The 18,158-nt window shown below is 68.8% G+C and carries 17 protein-coding genes and 1 tRNA gene; 10 read left to right on the top strand and 8 right to left on the bottom strand.

What is annotated here, in order from left to right; translation table 11 throughout:
• Positions 1 to 24 precede the first annotated feature (24 nt).
• Both grpE and dnaK read right to left on the bottom strand, forming a co-directional pair.
• A complete protein-coding gene (gene grpE / locus OHA30_RS18945; protein WP_328915044.1) occupies positions 25 to 690 on the bottom strand; it encodes a nucleotide exchange factor GrpE in 666 nt (221 codons plus the stop codon).
• Positions 687 to 2,558, bottom strand: coding sequence for a molecular chaperone DnaK (dnaK, locus tag OHA30_RS18940; protein ID WP_328915043.1), 1,872 nt, complete (start codon positions 2,556 to 2,558; stop codon positions 687 to 689). The genes grpE and dnaK overlap by 4 nt, the downstream gene beginning before the upstream one ends.
• A gap of 427 nt (positions 2,559 to 2,985) precedes the next feature.
• On the opposite strand from dnaK, the gene OHA30_RS18935 reads away from it, so the two are divergent.
• Together OHA30_RS18935 and OHA30_RS18930 are read left to right on the top strand one after the other, a co-directional pair.
• On the top strand, positions 2,986 to 5,232 hold the full coding sequence (locus OHA30_RS18935) for a (Fe-S)-binding protein (RefSeq protein ID WP_328915042.1): 2,247 nt from the start codon (positions 2,986 to 2,988) through the stop codon (positions 5,230 to 5,232).
• Between the two features lie 411 nt (positions 5,233 to 5,643).
• On the top strand, positions 5,644 to 6,603 hold the full coding sequence (locus OHA30_RS18930; RefSeq protein WP_328915041.1) for a Yip1 family protein: 960 nt from the start codon (positions 5,644 to 5,646) through the stop codon (positions 6,601 to 6,603).
• Positions 6,604 to 6,735: 132 nt separating this feature from the next.
• Here OHA30_RS18930 and dcd (OHA30_RS18925) read toward each other — a convergent pair whose 3' ends face one another.
• A complete protein-coding gene (dcd, locus tag OHA30_RS18925) occupies positions 6,736 to 7,311 on the bottom strand; it encodes a dCTP deaminase (RefSeq protein WP_328915040.1) in 576 nt (191 codons plus the stop codon).
• Between the two features lie 429 nt (positions 7,312 to 7,740).
• Between dcd (OHA30_RS18925) and OHA30_RS18920 the strand changes: the two genes are divergently transcribed.
• Positions 7,741 to 7,814: transfer RNA gene (locus OHA30_RS18920), tRNA-Gly, on the top strand.
• Positions 7,815 to 7,879: 65 nt separating this feature from the next.
• Here the strand turns inward: OHA30_RS18920 and OHA30_RS18915 are convergent.
• The 4 genes from OHA30_RS18915 to OHA30_RS18900 form a co-directional block, all read right to left on the bottom strand.
• Positions 7,880 to 8,347 carry a DUF6907 domain-containing protein gene (locus OHA30_RS18915; protein ID WP_328915039.1) on the bottom strand — a complete coding sequence of 156 codons (468 nt, stop codon included), beginning with the start codon at positions 8,345 to 8,347 and terminating at the stop codon, positions 7,880 to 7,882.
• Entirely contained in the window at positions 8,344 to 8,778 is a 435-nt protein-coding gene (locus OHA30_RS18910; RefSeq protein ID WP_328915038.1) for a hypothetical protein, read from the bottom strand. Before OHA30_RS18910 ends, OHA30_RS18915 begins: the two co-directional genes overlap by 4 nt.
• A gap of 445 nt (positions 8,779 to 9,223) precedes the next feature.
• Positions 9,224 to 9,769, bottom strand: coding sequence for a flavoprotein (locus tag OHA30_RS18905; RefSeq protein ID WP_328915037.1), 546 nt, complete (start codon positions 9,767 to 9,769; stop codon positions 9,224 to 9,226).
• Positions 9,766 to 11,031, bottom strand: a complete 1,266-nt coding sequence (locus tag OHA30_RS18900; protein WP_328915036.1) for a helix-turn-helix domain-containing protein — start codon at positions 11,029 to 11,031, stop codon at positions 9,766 to 9,768. The genes OHA30_RS18905 and OHA30_RS18900 overlap by 4 nt, the downstream gene beginning before the upstream one ends.
• 174 nt (positions 11,032 to 11,205) lie before the next feature.
• On the opposite strand from OHA30_RS18900, the gene OHA30_RS18895 reads away from it, so the two are divergent.
• From OHA30_RS18895 to OHA30_RS18865, 7 genes are all read left to right on the top strand, one after another.
• Positions 11,206 to 12,546: a UDP-N-acetylglucosamine 1-carboxyvinyltransferase gene (locus OHA30_RS18895; RefSeq protein WP_328915035.1), complete on the top strand. Its 1,341-nt coding sequence runs from the start codon at positions 11,206 to 11,208 to the stop codon at positions 12,544 to 12,546.
• Positions 12,543 to 13,772: a metallophosphoesterase gene (locus OHA30_RS18890; RefSeq protein ID WP_328915034.1), complete on the top strand. Its 1,230-nt coding sequence runs from the start codon at positions 12,543 to 12,545 to the stop codon at positions 13,770 to 13,772. Before OHA30_RS18895 ends, OHA30_RS18890 begins: the two co-directional genes overlap by 4 nt.
• Positions 13,769 to 14,308, top strand: coding sequence for a dCTP deaminase (gene dcd / locus OHA30_RS18885; RefSeq protein WP_328915033.1), 540 nt, complete (start codon positions 13,769 to 13,771; stop codon positions 14,306 to 14,308). The genes OHA30_RS18890 and dcd (OHA30_RS18885) overlap by 4 nt, the downstream gene beginning before the upstream one ends.
• Positions 14,305 to 14,841 (top strand): dCTP deaminase, encoded by a 537-nt coding sequence (locus OHA30_RS18880; RefSeq protein WP_328915032.1) that lies wholly within the window; start codon positions 14,305 to 14,307, stop codon positions 14,839 to 14,841. Before dcd (OHA30_RS18885) ends, OHA30_RS18880 begins: the two co-directional genes overlap by 4 nt.
• Complete coding sequence (locus tag OHA30_RS18875) at positions 14,838 to 15,932, top strand: glycosyltransferase family 4 protein (RefSeq protein WP_328915031.1); 1,095 nt, start codon at positions 14,838 to 14,840, stop codon at positions 15,930 to 15,932. Before OHA30_RS18880 ends, OHA30_RS18875 begins: the two co-directional genes overlap by 4 nt.
• Positions 15,933 to 16,015: 83 nt before the next feature.
• Positions 16,016 to 17,050, top strand: coding sequence for a serine hydrolase domain-containing protein (locus OHA30_RS18870; protein WP_328915030.1), 1,035 nt, complete (start codon positions 16,016 to 16,018; stop codon positions 17,048 to 17,050).
• A gap of 40 nt (positions 17,051 to 17,090) precedes the next feature.
• Complete coding sequence (locus OHA30_RS18865) at positions 17,091 to 17,324, top strand: hypothetical protein (RefSeq protein ID WP_328915029.1); 234 nt, start codon at positions 17,091 to 17,093, stop codon at positions 17,322 to 17,324.
• Positions 17,325 to 17,364: 40 nt separating this feature from the next.
• Here OHA30_RS18865 and OHA30_RS18860 read toward each other — a convergent pair whose 3' ends face one another.
• Positions 17,365 to 18,114: a hypothetical protein gene (locus OHA30_RS18860; RefSeq protein ID WP_328915028.1), complete on the bottom strand. Its 750-nt coding sequence runs from the start codon at positions 18,112 to 18,114 to the stop codon at positions 17,365 to 17,367.
• Positions 18,115 to 18,158 lie beyond the last annotated feature (44 nt).

Raw genomic sequence — 18,158 nt, 5'->3', positions numbered from 1 at the left:
CTCCTCTCCGTCACTTCCCCACCGTCAGCCCTCGTCCGGGCCACCGGTCTCCTCGTCGTCCGCCTGATCCGCCGAATCCGCCGACTCGTCACCCTTGGTGGCCTGGGTGCCCGGCTGCGGTTCGGCGACCGCGACCCTGGCGGGCCGCAGATTGCGCTCACCGAGGCGGTACCCCGGCTGAAGGATCTGCACGCATGTCGTCTGCGTGACATCCGGCGAATAGCTGTGCATCAGGGCCTCGTGCACCAGCGGGTCGAAGGGCTCGCCCTCCTTGCCGAACTGCTGCAGGCCCAGCTTCGCCGCGACGGTCTCCAGCGATTCCGCGACCGACTTGAACCCGCCCACCAGCTCGCCGTGTTCCCGCGCCCGGCCGATGTCGTCCAGCACCGGAAGCAGTTCGGTGAGCAGGTTGGCGACCGCGATCTCCTTGACGGCGACCCGGTCCCGCTCCACTCGGCGGCGGTAGTTCTGGTACTCGGCCTGAAGACGCTGGAGGTCCGCGGTGCGCTCGCCGACAGCCGTGCGCGCCTGGTCCAGCTGCGCCCGCAGGGCGATCAGCTCCTTGTCGTCCCCGCCGGGGCCCGCCGGGCCCGCCTCGTCGGCGGACCCGGTGTCCTTGGCGGACTCCGGCTTGTCGGCGGCCTCGGAAGGGACGTCGGGCTCCTCGAAGCCCTTCGGCTCCTCCGTCACGCGGCACCGTCCTTCTTCTCGTCGTCGACGATCTCGGCGTCCACGACATCGTCGTCGGCGGCGGACTGCTCACCGGCCTGGGCACCCGCGCCCGGTCCGGCCGCGCCCGCGCCCTCGGCCTGCGTGTTGGCGTACAGCGCCTGGCCGAGCTTCTGGCTGGTGGCCGCGACCTTCTCGGTGGCCTCGCGGATCGCCGCGGTGTTGTCGCCGTCGGTGGACTCGTTCTTGAGCTTCTCCTTCAGGTCGGCGATCGCGGTCTCGACCTCGGACCTGACGTCGTCGGGAAGCTTGTCCTTGTTGTCCGCGATGAACTTCTCGGTCTGGTAGACGAGCTGCTCGCCCTGGTTGCGGGTCTCGGCGGACTCGCGGCGCCTGTGGTCCTCGTCCGCGTACTGCTCGGCCTCCTGGCGCATGCGGTCGACCTCGTCCTTGGGCAGCGAGGAGCCACCCGTGACGGTCATCCGCTGCTCCTTGCCGGTGCCCAGGTCCTTCGCGCCCACGTGCATGATGCCGTTGGCGTCGATGTCGAAGGTGACCTCGATCTGGGGCATCCCGCGCGGGGCCGGCGGCAGACCGGTCAGCTCGAACATGCCGAGCTTCTTGTTGTACGCGGCGATCTCGCGCTCGCCCTGGTAGACCTGGATCTGGACCGACGGCTGGTTGTCCTCGGCCGTGGTGAAGATCTCGGAGCGCTTGGTCGGGATCGTGGTGTTGCGCTCGATCAGCTTGGTCATGATGCCGCCCTTGGTCTCGATACCGAGGGACAGCGGGGTGACGTCGAGCAGCAGGACGTCCTTGACCTCGCCCTTGAGCACACCGGCCTGCAGCGACGCGCCGATGGCGACGACCTCGTCCGGGTTGACGCCCTTGTTCGCGTCCTTGCCGCCGGTCAGCTCGCGCACCAGCTCGGCGACGGCGGGCATCCGGGTGGAGCCGCCGACCAGGACCACGTGGTCGATCTCGGACAGCTGGATGCCGGCGTCCTTGATGACGTTGTGGAACGGGGTCTTGCAGCGCTCCAGCAGGTCCGCGGTCAGCTGCTGGAACTGGGCGCGGGTCAGCTTCTCGTCCAGGTGCAGCGGGCCCTCGGCCGACGCGGTGATGTAGGGCAGGTTGATGGAGGTCTCGGTGGACGAGGAGAGCTCGATCTTCGCCTTCTCCGAAGCCTCGCGCAGCCGCTGGAGGGCCATCTTGTCCTTGCCCAGGTCCACGCCGTGGCCGGAGTGGAACTGCTTGACCAGGTAGTCGACGACGCGCTGGTCCCAGTCGTCACCGCCGAGGTGGTTGTCACCGTTGGTGGCCTTCACCTCGACGACGCCGTCACCGATCTCCAGCAGCGAGACGTCGAAGGTGCCGCCGCCGAGGTCGAAGACGAGAATCGTCTGGTCGTCCTTGTCGAGCCCGTACGCCAGCGCGGCGGCGGTCGGCTCGTTGACGATCCGCAGCACGTTCAGGCCGGCGATCTCGCCGGCCTCCTTGGTCGCCTGGCGCTCGGAGTCGTTGAAGTACGCGGGGACGGTGATCACCGCGTCGGTGACCTTCTCACCCAGGTACGACTCCGCGTCCCGCTTGAGCTTCTGCAGGATGAAGGCGCTCATCTGCTGCGGGTTGAAGTCCTTGCCGTCCAGGTTGATCTTCCAGTCGGTGCCCATGTGGCGCTTGACCGACCGGATGGTCCTGTCGACGTTGGTGACGGCCTGGCGCTTGGCCACCTCGCCGACCAGCACCTCGCCGTTCTTGGCGAAGGCGACGACGGACGGCGTGGTCCTGGCGCCCTCTGCGTTGGTGATGACGGTGGGCTCGCCGCCTTCGAGAACGCTGACGACGGAATTAGTCGTGCCCAGGTCGATGCCGACCGCACGTGCCATGGTGAATCCTCCTGCTGACTTGAGTGGAACTGACTCAAGACTGCCTCAGTGGGAGCGCCAAGTCAATTGACATGAGTCGGATGGACTCAACTTAGCGGCGTGACAGGGACGCATCACGCGCCCTCAACCCGTCGGGCGGCTCGCCGCCAGGAGGCGAAAGGGGCGGCGGGGGCGCGAGGGACGGCCGAGGTCCCGATGTGGCCGCCGACAGGGACCCGCATGGGGCCGGAGGGCGAGCGACCGCCGTACGAAAGCCGCCGCGGCCGCCGTACCCATGCTGTCCGCAAGCTGTGCGACGCGCGACACAGATCACCAGTGACGCGCCTTTATGGGCCCGCTGTTCCCGGGTAACCTCCAGCCAAGACCAGATTAAGTTACCGCTTAGTACCTTTATACGCCTCAGCTCGTGCAGGCCCGAGGAGCCCTCATGCAACTCGCCGCGATCATCGTGTCGCTGGTCCTCACCGCGGTCGGTGTCGCCCTGATCAGCCGCGCCGTCGCGCGGATCTACCGGTTCGTGCGGCTCGGCCAGCCGGTGCCCGAGGGTGCCCGCCGCAATGATCCCGTAGCGCGCACCAAGACGCTGACCAGGGAGTTCGTCGGCCACACCCGGATGAACAAGTGGGGGATCGTCGGCGTCGCCCACTGGTTCGTGGCGGTCGGCTTCCTCACCCTGGGCCTGACGATCGTCAACGCGTACGGGCAGCTCTTCAAGGCCGACTGGATTCTCCCGGCGATCGGGACCTGGCTGCCGTACGAGGTCTACACCGAGTTCATCGCCACCTTCACCACACTCGGCATCCTCACCCTGATCGTGATCCGGCTGCTCAACCTGCCCTCCCGCGCGGGCCGCAAGTCGCGCTTCGCCGGTTCGACGGCCTGGCAGGCGTACTTCGTCGAATACGTGGTGCTGATCATCGGACTGGCGATCCTCACACTTCGCGGCCTGGAGGGCGCCCTGCACGGGGTCGGCCACTACGAGGCCGCGTACTTCGCCTCGTACCCATTGGTGGCCGCCTTCCGCGGACTGCACATCGGCACCCTCCAGAACATCGTCTACGCGACCGCGATGATCAAGCTCGGCGTCACCATGATCTGGGCGATCGTGCTCGGTCTGAACACCAACATGGGTGTCGCCTGGCACCGCTTCCTCGCGTTCTTCAACATCTGGTTCAAGCGCGAGGCCACCGGCCCGGTCGCGCTCGGCCCGCTCCAGCCGATGGTCAGCGGCGGAGTGCCGATCGACTTCGAGGACCCGGGCGAGGACGACCAGTTCGGCGTCTCCCAGGTCGAGCACTTCTCCTGGAAGGGCATCCTCGACTTCTCCACCTGCACCGAGTGCGGCCGCTGCCAGTCGCAGTGCCCCGCCTGGAACACCGGCAAGCCGCTCTCCCCCAAGCTGCTCATCATGTCGCTGCGCGACCACGCGCACGCCAAGGCGCCCTATCTGCTGGCCGGCGGCGGCAAGAACGCCGAGGGCGAGGAGACCGGGACCCCCGAGCAGCTCGCGGACGTGCCCGCGGCCGCGCTCGCCGAGGCCGAGCGCCCGCTGATCGGCACCATGGAGGAGAACGGCGTCATCGACCCGGACGTCCTGTGGTCGTGCACCACCTGCGGCGCCTGCGTCGAGCAGTGCCCGGTCGACATCGAACACGTCGACCACATCGTGGACATGCGCCGCTACCAGGTGATGATCGAGTCGTCGTTCCCCTCCGAGGCGGGCACGATGCTCAAGAACCTGGAGAAGAAGGGCAACCCGTGGGGCCTGCCGAAGAAGCAGCGCCTGGCGTGGGTGAAGGAAGTCGACTTCGAGGTGCCGGTGGTCGGCGAGGACATCGAGGACCTGAGCGAGGTCGAGTACCTGTACTGGGTCGGCTGCGCGGGCTCCCTCGAGGACCGGGCCAAGAAGACCACCAAGGCATTCGCCGAGCTGCTGCACATCGCGGGCGTGAAGTTCGCGATCATGGGCGGCGACGAGAACTGCACGGGTGACTCGGCTCGCCGCCTAGGAAACGAATTCCTCTTCCAGCAGCTCGGCCAGGAGAACGTGGCCATGCTCAACATGGCCTTCGGCGAGGACGACGAGGACCCGTCCAGCCGCAAGCCCAAGGCGTCGAAGAAGATCGTCGCCACCTGCCCGCACTGCTTCAACACCATCGCCAACGAGTACCCGCAGCTCGGCGGCGAGTACGAGGTCATCCACCACACCCAGCTGCTCCAGCGCCTGGTCGACGACGGCAGGCTCGTCCCGGTCACCCCGGTCGAGGGCCTGATCACGTACCACGACCCCTGCTACCTGGGCCGGCACAACAAGGTCTACACACCGCCGCGCGAGATCATCGCCAAGGTGCCGGGGCTGCGGAACGAGGAGATGCACCGCCACAAGGAGCGCGGCTTCTGCTGCGGCGCGGGCGGCGCCCGGATGTGGATGGAGGAGCGGATCGGCAAGCGCATCAACAACGAGCGGGTCGACGAGGCGCTCTCCCTCGACCCGGACATCGTCTCGACGGCGTGCCCGTTCTGCCTGGTGATGCTGACCGACTCCGTCAACGGCAGGAAGAACGAGGGCACCGCGAAGGAGTCGGTCCAGGTGGTCGATGTCGCGCAGCTGCTGCTGGACTCCGTGCGGGCGCCGGAGGCGGCGGGGGTTGTGGCGGAGGGGGTCGGGGGGTAGGGGGTCGGGGGGTAGGGGGTCGGGGGCGGGCGCGGGGCTCCGGGCCCGGGCGCGGGCGCGGGGCTTCGGGCCCGGGAGCGGGCGCGGGCGCGGGGCTTCGGGCCCGGGAGCGGGCGCGGGCGCGGGGCTTCGGGCCCGGGAGCGGGCGCGGGGGGCTCACGCCCGGGCGCGGGGGCGGGGCTTCGGGGGCTCGCGTCGGGCACTCGGGGGCTTGTCGGGGGCTCGCGCCAGGGCCTGGGGGGCGTACGTGGTGGCTTTCGGCGCGCGGGAGGCGTGCGCGGGCACCTCCCGGGTCCTCCAGAGAGGCGCCCGGCCTGGGGCAGCCGGGACGTGTCACAGGTTGGCAGCAATGGACCCCTTCCGTACGGGGGTACGGCCCGGCGCCGGGGCCCAGCAGGTACGTTCGAAGGCGTGGCAGGTTTCAGGAATCGCGAGGGCGACGGCGGGGGCGGTTACCCGCCACGTCACGGGCAGCAGGGGTTTTCGGGACCGCAGGGGTCACCTGGCGGACAGGGGCCGTACGGGGCCTCTGGCGCGTACGGCGGCGGCTCGCAGGGCGCTGGTGCGTACGGCGGCGGGCCGCAGGGGCCGTACGGGGCCGGGCCGCAGGGCGCCGGGCACCCGGGCGGTCATCCGCCCACCGGCGAGCCCGAGTACATCGGCGCGCCGACACCCGCGCCCCCGTACCACGACTCCCCCGGCCATACCCGGGCCTTCACCATGGGCGACGCCTCGCTCGTGGACCCGCAGGCCGGCCAGGACGCGTACCCCTTCGGCGGCGACAACGTGGCCACGTACCGCGCGGGCCAGGCGTCCGCGCCGCCCGCCGGCCCCCGGCTGCACTGGAAGCAGCTGCTGACCGGCCTGATACGCAACCCCGGCCGCACCTTCTGGCAGATGCGCGACCACGCGGTGTGGGGCCCCGCCCTCACGGTCACATTCCTCTACGGTCTGCTCGCCGTCTTCGGCTTCGACGCCGCCCGCAGCGACGTCCTGAACGCGACGCTGGCCACGAGCATTCCGTGGGTCCTCACCACGGGCGTGGCGGTCGTACTGTGCGGGCTGACCCTCGGCGCGGTGACCAACACGCTGGCCCGCCAGCTCGGCGGCGACGGCGCCTGGGCGCCCACAGTGGGCCTCGCAATGCTGATCACGTCGCTGACGGACGCGCCGCGCCTCTTCTTCGCCCTCTTCCTGAGCGGCGGCAACGGCTTCGTCCAACTGCTGGGCTGGCTCACCTGGATCGCCTGCGCGGCGCTGCTCACGTCGATGGTGGGCAAGTCCCACGACCTGCCGTGGTTCAAGGCGCTCGGGGCGTCGTCGATTCAACTCGTCGCGCTGTTGATGCTGTTCAAGCTGCCGCTGATCTGAGGGCGGCGGGGGCTGGCGCGGGGCTTGGCGCGGCGCTGGGCTTCGCACCGCGCGTTGGCGGCGGCGCGTCGGTGGTGGGGGCCAGGCGGCGGGATCCGTGGCCGCGTACGGATCGGGCCCGTCCCCGCGGCCTCAGACCTGCGTACGGTGGAAGTTGAGGAACGAGCGGGAGGCCGTCGGCCCGCGCTGGCCCTGGTACCGGGAGCCGTAGCGCTGCGAGCCGTACGGGAACTCCGCGGGCGAGGAGAGCCGGAAGAGGCAGAGCTGCCCGATCTTCATACCGGGCCACAACTTGATCGGCAGCGTGGCCACGTTCGACAGCTCCAGGGTGACGTGGCCGGAGAAGCCGGGGTCGATGAAGCCGGCGGTCGAGTGCGTGAGCAGCCCGAGCCGCCCGAGGCTCGACTTCCCCTCCAGCCGCGAGGCGATGTCATCCGGAAGACTGATGACCTCGTAGGTCGACGCAAGCACGAACTCGCCCGGATGGAGGATGAACGCGTCATCCCCCTCCGGTTCGACCAGCCGCGTCAGGTCGGGCTGCTCCACCGCCGGATCGATGTGCGGATACCGGTGGTTCTCGAACACCCGGAAGAACCGGTCAAGCCGTACGTCGATGCTGGACGGTTGCACCATCGACGCCTCGTAGGGGTCGACGCGCACGCGCCCGTTGTCGATCTCGGTCCGGATGTCCTTGTCAGAGAGAAGCACGGTCCGAGACTAACGCCCCGGTCCCGACCGGACGCGGCCCGCCTCTGCCGCCGGCCCTTCTCGCGCCCGTCCGGGCGCCGCCGACTCTCCTGGTTCCCGGCTAGTTCTCGGCGCGTACGGCCACCGGCACGGGCACGGCGTGCCGCAGCCGCGCACACCGCGGACACCTCAACAACCGCCCGGGCCCCAGCCGCTCGACCCCGAGATGCTGCATCGGAAACGTTGCCGTACTGAACACATGCCCCTCGGCACAACGGACTACGGTGCGCTCCATGAAGTCCCTTCCCCAACCGCGTGTGGACGACAAGCCACACACGTTAGGGGAAACCGCCGACCTCCTCCGCACACCACACCGCGCCCCCGCCCCGACCCCGCCATGCGGTACAGTGTTGCGCGGAGCCACCCCCCTCACGGGCCCCGGCTTTCCACGCGGATGTAGTTTAATGGTAGAACATGAGCTTCCCAAGCTCAGAGCGCGGGTTCGATTCCCGTCATCCGCTCCAAAGAAAAGGCCCGGATTTCCGATTCGGGCCTTTGTTGTGTGCGGGGAATTCCGCGCGATGGCGTATTAGGCGTCGGGGTGGTGTTGGGCCCAGTCGGCGCGGGCGGTGGTGAGGCGGGGGCGGATTTCGTGGTCGAGGCGGTCGGCCTGGGCTCGGAGCTTGGTGGCGAGTTCGGTCAGAGTGTCGGGGTCGAGGTTGTTGATCCAGTAGTCGTCGACGACGGCGATGTTGACGACCGGGATGCGGGTCGCGGGGTTTTCGGCGTAGGGGCTGCACTCGATGGTGCCCCCCAGGACCTGTTCGTCGGCCGGGCCGGGCTCAGCCGCGGAAGGCGGCGGGCAGACGCGTAAGGCCGTGCCCTCGAAGACCTCGCGGTGGCAGATGTCCGCCAGGCGGATCGGCAGCAGGTCGTAGGGCACGCCGGTCAGGCTCGGGTCGGTATCGGCCCACGCGGGCAGGTAACCGGGGAGCGTGTGACCGGACGTCGTGGTGACGGCCCAGGTCCGGCCGTCGAGGGTGACGGTGCTGGTCATGCCTTCAGGTCCTTGTCCGTGGTTGCGGCGGGCAGGTCGGCCGGGGTGAACTCGCGCAGGTGCATGACGAGCTGGCCCGCCCGCAGCCAGGGCATCAGCGGGTCACCGAAGCGCAGGAGGGCGACGTCGACGGCCTCGGGTCCCGTGGGCCCGGGCTGGTAGAGGGCGCCGCGCACTCCCCACAGCGCGAAGGAACTGGCCCGTACGAGGGTGTGGGCGCGGCGCAGGTGGGGGCAGGCCGTGGTCGAACGGACGGCGCACGGCATGCACACCGGCGGATGGGCGGTGCGTTCCTGCCCGTTCCGCAGGGAGGGGTCACCGGGGTCGGCGTCCAGCAGCCACAGCACCCCGTCAGCGTTACGGTCCGCAGGCCCGGCGCAGATCTGGCACCGCAGCCCGCCCATCGCCACCCGCTGCCGCAGCCCATGCACCTTCCCGAACTCCGGCCGCCCCCGACCCGGCTCCGACGGCATCCGCGACCACAACACCCCACGCTCATCCCGGTCATGGAACCGCTCATCCGCGTACCCGATCCCCGGCCGCCCCCGACCCCGCAACACCACCGGCATCGCAGCATCCCGCTCCCCACTCCACCGCGCCACATACGGCACCACATCACGTGTCCCGCCCGAACTGCCCGGCCATCCCCTCACCGAGATCGGTGCTTTGTCGTTGTTTCCCGCACGCGTCATCAGGTCTCCTCACTGAGTAGCAAGTGACGTGTCTCAGGAAGACCAAAGCGGGCGGGCCGGGGTGCGGACCATGCTTGATGCACACGGAGCTTCCGCCTATGCGGGGCATGCATACGGCCGAGCCCGTGGAAGGGTGCACTCAGTTGTACGGGCGGCCCATCGAGTTCATGGGCAGGCGCCGGGGTCAGCGCTCGCCGAGCACCTTGGGCGCGAGCAGGTCCAGGGCCTCTTCCCACCGGAAACGGTCCGCGCCGCCGCCCGATTTCGGCGGGTGCGGCACGTAGCTGCTGATCAGGACGCCCATCGCACGCAACCGGTCCAAGCTCTCGACATACGACGGGTGGGCGGCCATCGCGCTGTTCACGTACGGCAGGACAGCCGTAGGAATGCCCAGGCCGTACGTCTCGCACAGGATGCCCAGCGCCAGCGTGTCGGCGATCCCGGCCGCCCACTTGTTGACCGTGTTGAACGACGCCGGCGCCACCGCGATCGCATCGGCTGGCGGCAGCGGACGCACATCGCCGGGCCTGCGCCACGCCGACCTGATCGGGTACCCCGTCTGCGCCTCGACCGCGTCCTGATCGAGGAAGCCCAGACCCAACGGAGTCGCGACCACGCCCACCCCCCAACCCCGTTCCTGCGCGGCCGAGATCAGCCTCCCCACATCCCCGGCCACACCGGCAGCACACACCACGACGTACAGGAACGGCCTGTTCGGCGAATGGCTCACGCCGGCACTCCCAACTGACGTGCGAAGTGATGCAGTTCCGGCAGCGTACGGCGGCGGTCACGCGCCGCCATGTCCGCCACCAACTCCCTCACAGCGGGACGGCGTACGTCCTGGGCGGCGCAGCTTTCCGCGATACGCAGCGCCTGGAAGCCATCGGCGAGGCGGCCCTGCTGGCTGTACGCGCGGGCGGCGTCCGTCCACAGCGCGGCCCGGCGCTCCGGAACGGGGATGTGCCGGCGCATGAGCGGCCGTGCGGCGTCGAGCGCCATGCCGGCGTCGCCGAGGACGACGGACGCGTTCACGGCGTGCAACTCGACGTTGATCGAACTGAAGTTGGACCACTTGTCCGGAGCGCTGCCAGGCATCCGCTCGGCGATTTCCCGGGCCTCGGTCAGGAAATCCTGTACGGAGCCGCGGTCACCGCCCAAGGCGGCAGCCGTCACCCCCCGGAGGAGAAGCATCCCGAGGACTGCCAGATGCCGAGGCGAGCGCCGGTCGTACGAGCCCGACATCTGGTCCACGGTGTGCCGCACCAAGGTGACGGCCTGGACGGCGTGGTGTTCCCTGGCCAGCAGGTGGGCGTGCAGGCGAACGCTGGAGGCCAGGACGACCGGGTCACCGGATCGTTCGGCCTCCGCCATGGCCCTGCCGACGGCGAGCCAGGCGTGCCCGTGATCGCCGCGCTTGAGGAGGAGGCTCGCCGAGGTCTGGTAGGCGCCCGCCAACATGCCGATTGCCTCCGAGGAACCTGCGGCGGCAGAGCGGAGATCCCCGATGAGGGAAGGAAGTTGAAGTTCCAGAGCGGCGTAGTCGCAGGCGGAGAACAAGGCTCGCAACCGGCCCATCCGGCCCGCGAGTTGGGACAGATTCTCCTCTCCCGTGCTCGCCACGGGAGCAAAACCCGGAAGGAGTGACTGGACAAGTTCCCCGTACAAGAGTTCAGAGGGCGGGGGAACCGCGAGCGTGGCGACGCTCGCGGCAAGGAATGTACGGCGGTGCATGTCCTCTGTGGTCTCTCGATCTGCGCCGCGTGCGGTAGGAGGCGACGCCAGTCCCAGCGTGTGCAAGGGGATGCGGAGTTCTGCGGCAACGGCACGCAGGACGCGTAAGTCCTCCGCGCCTTTGCCTTGTTCGAGTCGGCTGACCTTTGACTGGTGGTAGCCGAGCGCGGTCGCGACCTCCGTTTGGGAACGTCTCGCGAGCACCCGCGCATGCCGGAGGATCGCGCCGATCCTCTTCGCCTCGTCGTGTTCAGCGGCCATGTGCGCCGGCTCCCTCCGTCATCTCCGATCCTGCCCCGTGGACCACGACCAGGACTAGCCCGACCAGCTGTCATGCGGAGTCTGCATAGCCCATGCCACAGCAGCAGTCCGGATGGAACGCCCGGTTCGTTCGGCGGTTTCGTGGTGAGCCGTACCCGTCCAGGAGGGGCCCGCATGGAATCGCATTACCTCAACGCCCGGGGCGCCGCACCCACCACGGCCGCCGAAGTCATCGCCATTCGCCCCGGGCTGCCGCTCAACGGCACGGTGGCGGTCGACGGTTCGAAGAACGCGGCCCTGCCGCTCCTGGCCGCGGCAGCCGTGCTCGGCAGGCCGATGCAGTTGAGCAATCTTCCTGACAGCACCGACGTCAACGTCATGATCACGCTCTTGCGCGCAGCCGGACTCGATGTTGCCTGGCTCCCGGGCTGCGCCGACACCGCGTTGATCGCGCCGGGGCACGTCCGGCGGACGGCATCCGATCTGTCGGCCACCGCAAGCCGTATCCGGGCGTCGTACTACCTCGTCCCGGCGCTCGTCGCTCTCCACGGGCGGGCTCGCCTGCCCTGGCCGGGAGGTTGTCGCATCGGCGATCGCGGCATGGAGCAACACTTCCGGGTGTACGAGGCGTTCGGCGACCGCTGCACGAGCGACCAGCAGGGCTACGCCGTCGAAATGGGACCTCCCCACCGGGGGACGGTGTCCGTGGCCCTACCGTTCCGCTCCCGGGGAGCGACGGTCGCCGCGATCCTGCGTGCGGTCGCCTCCGCGCAGGAACTGCGGCTGGCCACGCCGAACCTCTCACCCGAAGTCCGGGGCGTACTGGACGCGTTGGGAACCGTCGGCTGGAGCCTCGACGTGCACCACGAACTCCTCGTGCTCGCCCCGCCGAGTCACCCTGCGGAAGGCGTGAGTTGCTGGTCCGTACCCGGCGACAAGATCGAGGCCGGAACCCTGGCCTGCGCGGTCGCCGCGACCGGTGGCAGTGCCCGTATCGAGGGCATCCGCAGCCGTGACGTTGCCCCCGCGCTGGCCCAACTGCGCCGGGCCGGCGTCACGATCACGGAGGAGCAGGACGCGATCGTCGTGGACGCACGGGAGATCCGTCCCGCTGATCGTCCGATGCACGCCTCGGCCTCCCTGTCCCCCGACGGCTTGGACGCCGACTTCGAACCCTCCCTTCTGGCCCTGGCCCTCGGCGTGACGGGGACCCATGCGTTCGCGGACACGATCAACCCCGGCCGCCACGCGAACTTGATCCCGCAACTCCGCAGCATGGGCGCGGACATTGAGGAGATCTCGCCGACGCAGTGCCGGTTCACCGGTCCGCAACGGCTGACAGGCACGGGTGTGGAGACCACCGACATCCGCACCGGGGCCGCACTCCTCATCGCCGGGCTGACCGCCCACGGCATCACCACCCTCGGCGGCCTCGAACAACTCCGACGTGGCCACGCCGACCTGCCGGGCAAACTCCGGTCGCTGGGAGCGGACATCTGCGAGGTCACCCCATGACTCGGCGGCTCCGGCGCATCATCGCCACCACCGACTTCCACTCCGCCTTCGGCGAGGCCACTCCACTGCTGACCCATGTGGCCGCCGCCCGCCCGGACACCCTCATCGTGGACAGCGGCGACTTCTTCGAAGGCACCGGCTACTACCGACTTGGCCGAGGCGCCCTCGAACGGGCCACGCTCCTCGCGCTGTACGACGTGATCGTCCCCGGAAACCACGGCTGGCCGCACTACTTCGAACCTGACCTGCACCGCATCACCGTCTGCGCCAACGCGTACGACGCCGGAGGGCGTCGGCTCTTCCGCCCAGTGGACGTACGCCGTGTCGGCGGTCGAACGGTCGCGGTGACGGGCGTGCTCGGCCTCCAGGCGTTCAACGCCATTCCGTACGCCGAGCGCACCGGCCAGCGCGTGACCGACCCGGTCCACGCCCTGGGCGAACTCAAGGCCGCCCATGGGGAGGTGGACTCCTGGGTGGTGCTCAGCCACTCCGGTTTCGAGGAGGACCTGCGCCTCGCCGACGCCTGTGCGTTTCTCGATGTCATCTTCACCGGCCACTGCCACAGCCACGCCTACGGACCCATACGGGTGGGCGGCGCGAACGTCCTCAAGGGCTACGAACTCGGCGTCGGATACGCGTACGCCGAGCCGTCCGAGAGCGGCTGGACGTCGCGGGTCGCGCGCTTTGACGATGCCGCGCTGCCTCCGCTGCCTCCGCTGCCTCCGCTGCCTCCGCTGCCGGACCATCTGCAAGTTGTGCGCGCACAGGTCTACGCCGTCGGACTACAGCTCTCCGAGGCGCTGGGCCCGGTGACCATGCCGTACCGCCACACCGCATTGGACCGCCGATCCCTGCTGATCGACATCGCTACTTGTCTCAGTGCGGAGTCCGCCGTGGACGCCGTGGTGCTCAACGAGACCGCGCTGCGGACCGTCCGGCTCGGCGCTACCCTCACGCGCGGCGATCTCCTCGCCGTAGAGCCGTTCGACAACCAGCTGGTACGTGCGACCGTCCCCGAGGCTCTGGCCGACCCGGCCTTGCTGGTGACCCATCTGACGAAGTACGCGGGCCCGTTGGTGACGGCACCGGACCCACTTCCGCCGCGCCTGCGAACGGTACGGACCACCGCCTACCTGGCCGACGCCCTGGGCGCACCCGCAGAGGCGCCCGGCCCTCCCCTCGCGCAAGTCGTACGGCACGTCCTCACCGAAGGAGCCGACCGTTGATCCTCACCGGTCCTGAAATCACCGCAGCGGTCGGCGACGGACGCTTACGCATCACGCCCTTCGACCAGACCCAGGTCAACCCGAACAGCTACAACGTCTGCCTCGGCTCGACTCTGCTCGTCTACACCGACGACGTGCTCGACGCCCATCGCCCCAACCTGACACGTCGAATGGACATCAGCGCGGAGGGATGCGTCCTGGAGCCGGGCCAGCTCTACCTCGGCCACACCGTCGAACAGGTCGGCTCGGACGCCTTCGTCCCGCTGCTCTTCGGCCGCTCCTCGGTCGGGCGGCTCGGCCTGTTCGTGGAGATCACCGCTCCGATCGGCGACATCGGCTTCCACGGCCAGTGGACACTGATGCTGTCCCCGATCCGGCCCTTGCGTGTCTACGCCGGCATGAAGATCGGGCAGATCATGTTCTTCGTCGCGGTCGGCCCGATCGTGCCGTACGCGGGCAAGTACCAAGCGGCCGAGGGCCCGAGACCTTCCGCCTACTGGCACGACCTGCCGCCGGCCGCGGTGACCGCCTCGTGATCCTCACCGGCCCCGCCATAGCCGCCGCACTGGCCTCCGGTGAGATCACCATCGAACCGTACGACCCGGGTCGGCTCTCCCCGAACGCGTACGACTGGCGGCTCGGTGAGACACTGCACGCCTGCGACGGCAATCTCGACGCCGCCCAACCCACGGTCGCCGCCGAACTGACCATCCCACCGGACGGATTCGTACTGCGCCCCGGCGTCCTCTACCTCGGCAGCACCTACGAGCGCACCAGCTCGGAGCGGTACGCGCAGCTCCTCAACGGCGACCGGACCACCGGAGCCCTCGGCATCTGGGTCCATGTCTCCGCGCCCCTCGGACACCAGGGCCACGCCATCCGCTGGACGCTGGAGATCCGCGCGGCCAGACCCGTACGCGTCTATCCACGGATGACCTTCGGCAAGCTCGCCTTCCTCCACACGCTCGGCGCTGCGGCGAGCTATCAGCGGCACGGTCTGAAGTACGCGGCCAGCCAGGGCATCGAGACCTCCCGGCTCTACGAGGAGCTGCCTGGAGGTCGTCCGTGAACCCTCCGGTGGCTACCGCGCTCGATCTGCCGTATCCCAGCCCTGGCGGCAGTGTGGAACTCTTCCTCGACCTCTACACCGGCAGCCGGCCCCTCATCCCGGCGTCCGCGTACATGCTCGACGGCGGATCGACCGATCCCGTCCCGGGAGGGCTCAGGCTCCTCCGAGTCCCTGGCAAGGCACTCGAAGGCCGTGCGTTCGACCGTTACGTCGAAGAACTGCACCTCGCCTTGGCGAGTGCTGTCGACCCGACGGACATCAGCATCCTGCACCTCCACCACTTGGCCTTCGGCGCCTCGCCCGCTCTTCTCCGGGCCCTGCCCTCGGCTCGTCGCATCGCCCTGGTACACGGCACTGACCTGCTGTACGCAGAGACATATGGGGACCAACTCGCCATCCTTCGGCATTGCGCTGACGCCGCGGACGCCATCGTGGTCCCGACCGGGGCAATGGCCGACCGCCTGCTCGCGCTCGCCCCGGGGACCGGCCGCAGGAAGATCCGCCTCATCCCTTGGGGAGTCCCGGACCACCTCCTCACCGGCCCACTGATCGCACCGAGACCGCGCCGTACCAGCCATCTACGCCTGCTGTACGCCGGACGTCTCACCGCGGAGAAGGGCGTCGAAGCTCTGCTCCACGCGCTCAGCTCCGCCCCTGCTGTCGAGCTGAGCGTGGCGGCGCCATCCGATCAGTTCCATGCCCTGGCCCCGCTTGTCCATCGGCTCGGCGTCCATGTCCGCTACCTCGGGTGGCTCCGTCGTCCCCAACTGTGGAAAATCTTTCCCGAGCACGACGTACTCGTCATGCCCTCCACCACGCTGGAAGCCATGGGCCTGGTCGCCCTCGAAGCCCAAGCCTGCGGCCTGCCCATCCTCTACCAACCCGTTCCCGGCCTCACCGAGTCCGTGGGCGCCTCCGGCATGGCCACCGACTTCACTACCCCGGTCGCCCTCGCCCGCGACCTCGAACGGCTCCGTACGACCCCCGGCCTGCTTGGTGCCCTCCGTGCGGCAGGGCGCGCAAACGCCGCCCGCTACCCGCTCAGCGCGACAGCGGCCGCCCTGACCGATCTCGGCAACCAACTCAACTGACCCACGTCGTGGCGCGCCCGCCAGCCCTTGGACCCCTTATTACGCTGGCCGAAGGGCAACCATCGGCAGCCGACGAGGAGACCATGACGCTCGACACCGACCGCATCCACCAACTCCTGGACGACGGCGTACGCGACAAGGTCTACCCGGGCGCGGTCTGGGCCGTCGGCGACGCGCACGGCACCACGGCCAGCGGAGCGGTCGGTCTCCTCGACCCCGACCGGCCCGACCAGCCGATGCGACTCGACACCGTCTTCGACATCGCGAGCCTCACCAAGATCCTGGCCGGCTGGTCCACGACCGGCACTCTCGTCGAGGCGGGCAAGCTCCAACTCGACGTCCCGCTCGGCACCTTCTGGCCCGAGGTCACCGGCCACCCCCTCGGCTCGGTCACCGCCCACCACCTGCTGACCCACACCGCCGGCCTCCCGTTGCGCGCCAACCTGCGCAACCTCTACGGCACCGACCCCCAGGACATCCGCGACGGCGTCCTCCACGAAGCCCTCCACCGCCCACCAGGCGAGGCCGTCGAGTACACGGACCGCGCCGCCCTCATCCTCGGCTACCTGGCGGAATACCTCTCCGGCGAACCGCTCGACCAACTCGCCACCACCCGGATCTGGCAGCCCCTCGGCATGACGGAAACTGCCTTCGGCCCGCAGTCCTTGGAGGCTGTGAACCGCAGTGCCCCCACCGAACGGGACGACGAAACCGGCCGCCACCTCAAAGGCACCGCCCACGACTTCTCCGCCCGCCTCCTGAACGGCGTCTGCGGCATCGCCGGCGTCTTCTCCACGGCGGCCGACCTCGCCACCTTCGCCCGCCATATGCTCGCCCCCGCCCAGGCCGCCTTCGGCCCCACCTGGATCAAGGACTCTCTCCGCATCCACACGGGCGAGCTCACCCCCGCCCGCGGCCTCTTCTGGCACCCCGCTCCCGGTACAGCCCCGGAGACCGACGACATCTGGGTCCACTACGGCTTCACGGGCACCGCCCTATGGATCTCCCCCACCCACAACCGCTGGGCCACCCTCCTCACCAACAAACTCCACTACACCCGCGCCCGCGCGCCCCTGACGGACGTCCGCAACAACTTCCGAGCAATGGCCATCGCGTAAACCAAGGCGATATGGGTCCCCTGCTGACCTGGGCGGATACGTGCGTGAGCACTGGGCAATCGAAATCTCCAGCCACCATGTCAGAGATGCGGTGTTCGCCGAGGACGCCTCCACCGGCCGCATCGGCAGCCCGCCGCGGGCGATGGCCATCGGCAGCCTGCGACCGCCGGAAGCGGACAACTTAGCCAAGACCACCCGAGCGATCCGGGACACACCCGAACACGCCATCTGGATCTGGGGTATCACCGACAGCCCACTCCCACCGGGAACTTGAAACCGCCCTGCACCCGGGTACGTCCGGGAAAACGCTGACGTCAAATCGAATCAAGCGAGCTGAACACGTCCTGGAGCATGCGGCAGAGTTCTAGAACGCTCGTACGGGTCATGGCCTCCGGATGCCAGTCGACATAGAACTCGAATTCTCCCTTCTGCCCCGGATGCCGCTGCGCGCGATTTCCGTAGACATTGAGGCAGTTGTCGATGCGCTGGTTCAGCACCCGCCTCATCTTGTCGTTGGAGATATTCTGAAGAGCCACGCGCCGAGTCGGCTGGACGTGCAGGTTGAGCACCATGAGTGAATTGCGCTTACGTTGCTGCTCACGCCAGTCGAAGGTCACCTGCCAGTTCCCCGACGCGCTCACGAACGTGTGGCCATCCACACTCTGCGAGACTCCTCGGTTCATTTGGAAGATCAGTTCGTTGGCATACTCGTCCAGCTCGATGTGCGCATTCACATCACTGTGCGTCAGTTCCTGGCGAATGTCGACCACCCTTGCCAGCACTTCGGCGAACGTCTGAATCCTCTCGGCGGCGTCGAACCGGGTACACTCCCTGTAGAGGTCGATTATCTTCGAGATGGCGGACACTGCACAGGAGTTCGCCAATTTCTGGCTCAACACATTGCAGTTGTCCTCGATCCTCAGCGGGTCGGGGTCCCGATTGGTGAGACAGAAATATGCCAGCTGACCGAACGAGAAGATGTCGAGAGTGGGGTTCTTGCTCCGCACCATTTTAGGATCGTAGGCGATGTACTGCTCCGGGGCTGCATAATAGATGACACCCATGGCCGTCTTGGTGACCTTTTGAGTCTGCGTACTGAACCACGCGA

The sequence above is a fragment of the Streptomyces sp. NBC_00223 genome, from assembly GCF_036199905.1.
Taxonomy (GTDB): Bacteria; Actinomycetota; Actinomycetes; order Streptomycetales; family Streptomycetaceae; genus Actinacidiphila.
Note: the sequence above shows the minus strand (reverse complement) of the source record. Positions and strands in the feature narration are given on the sequence as shown.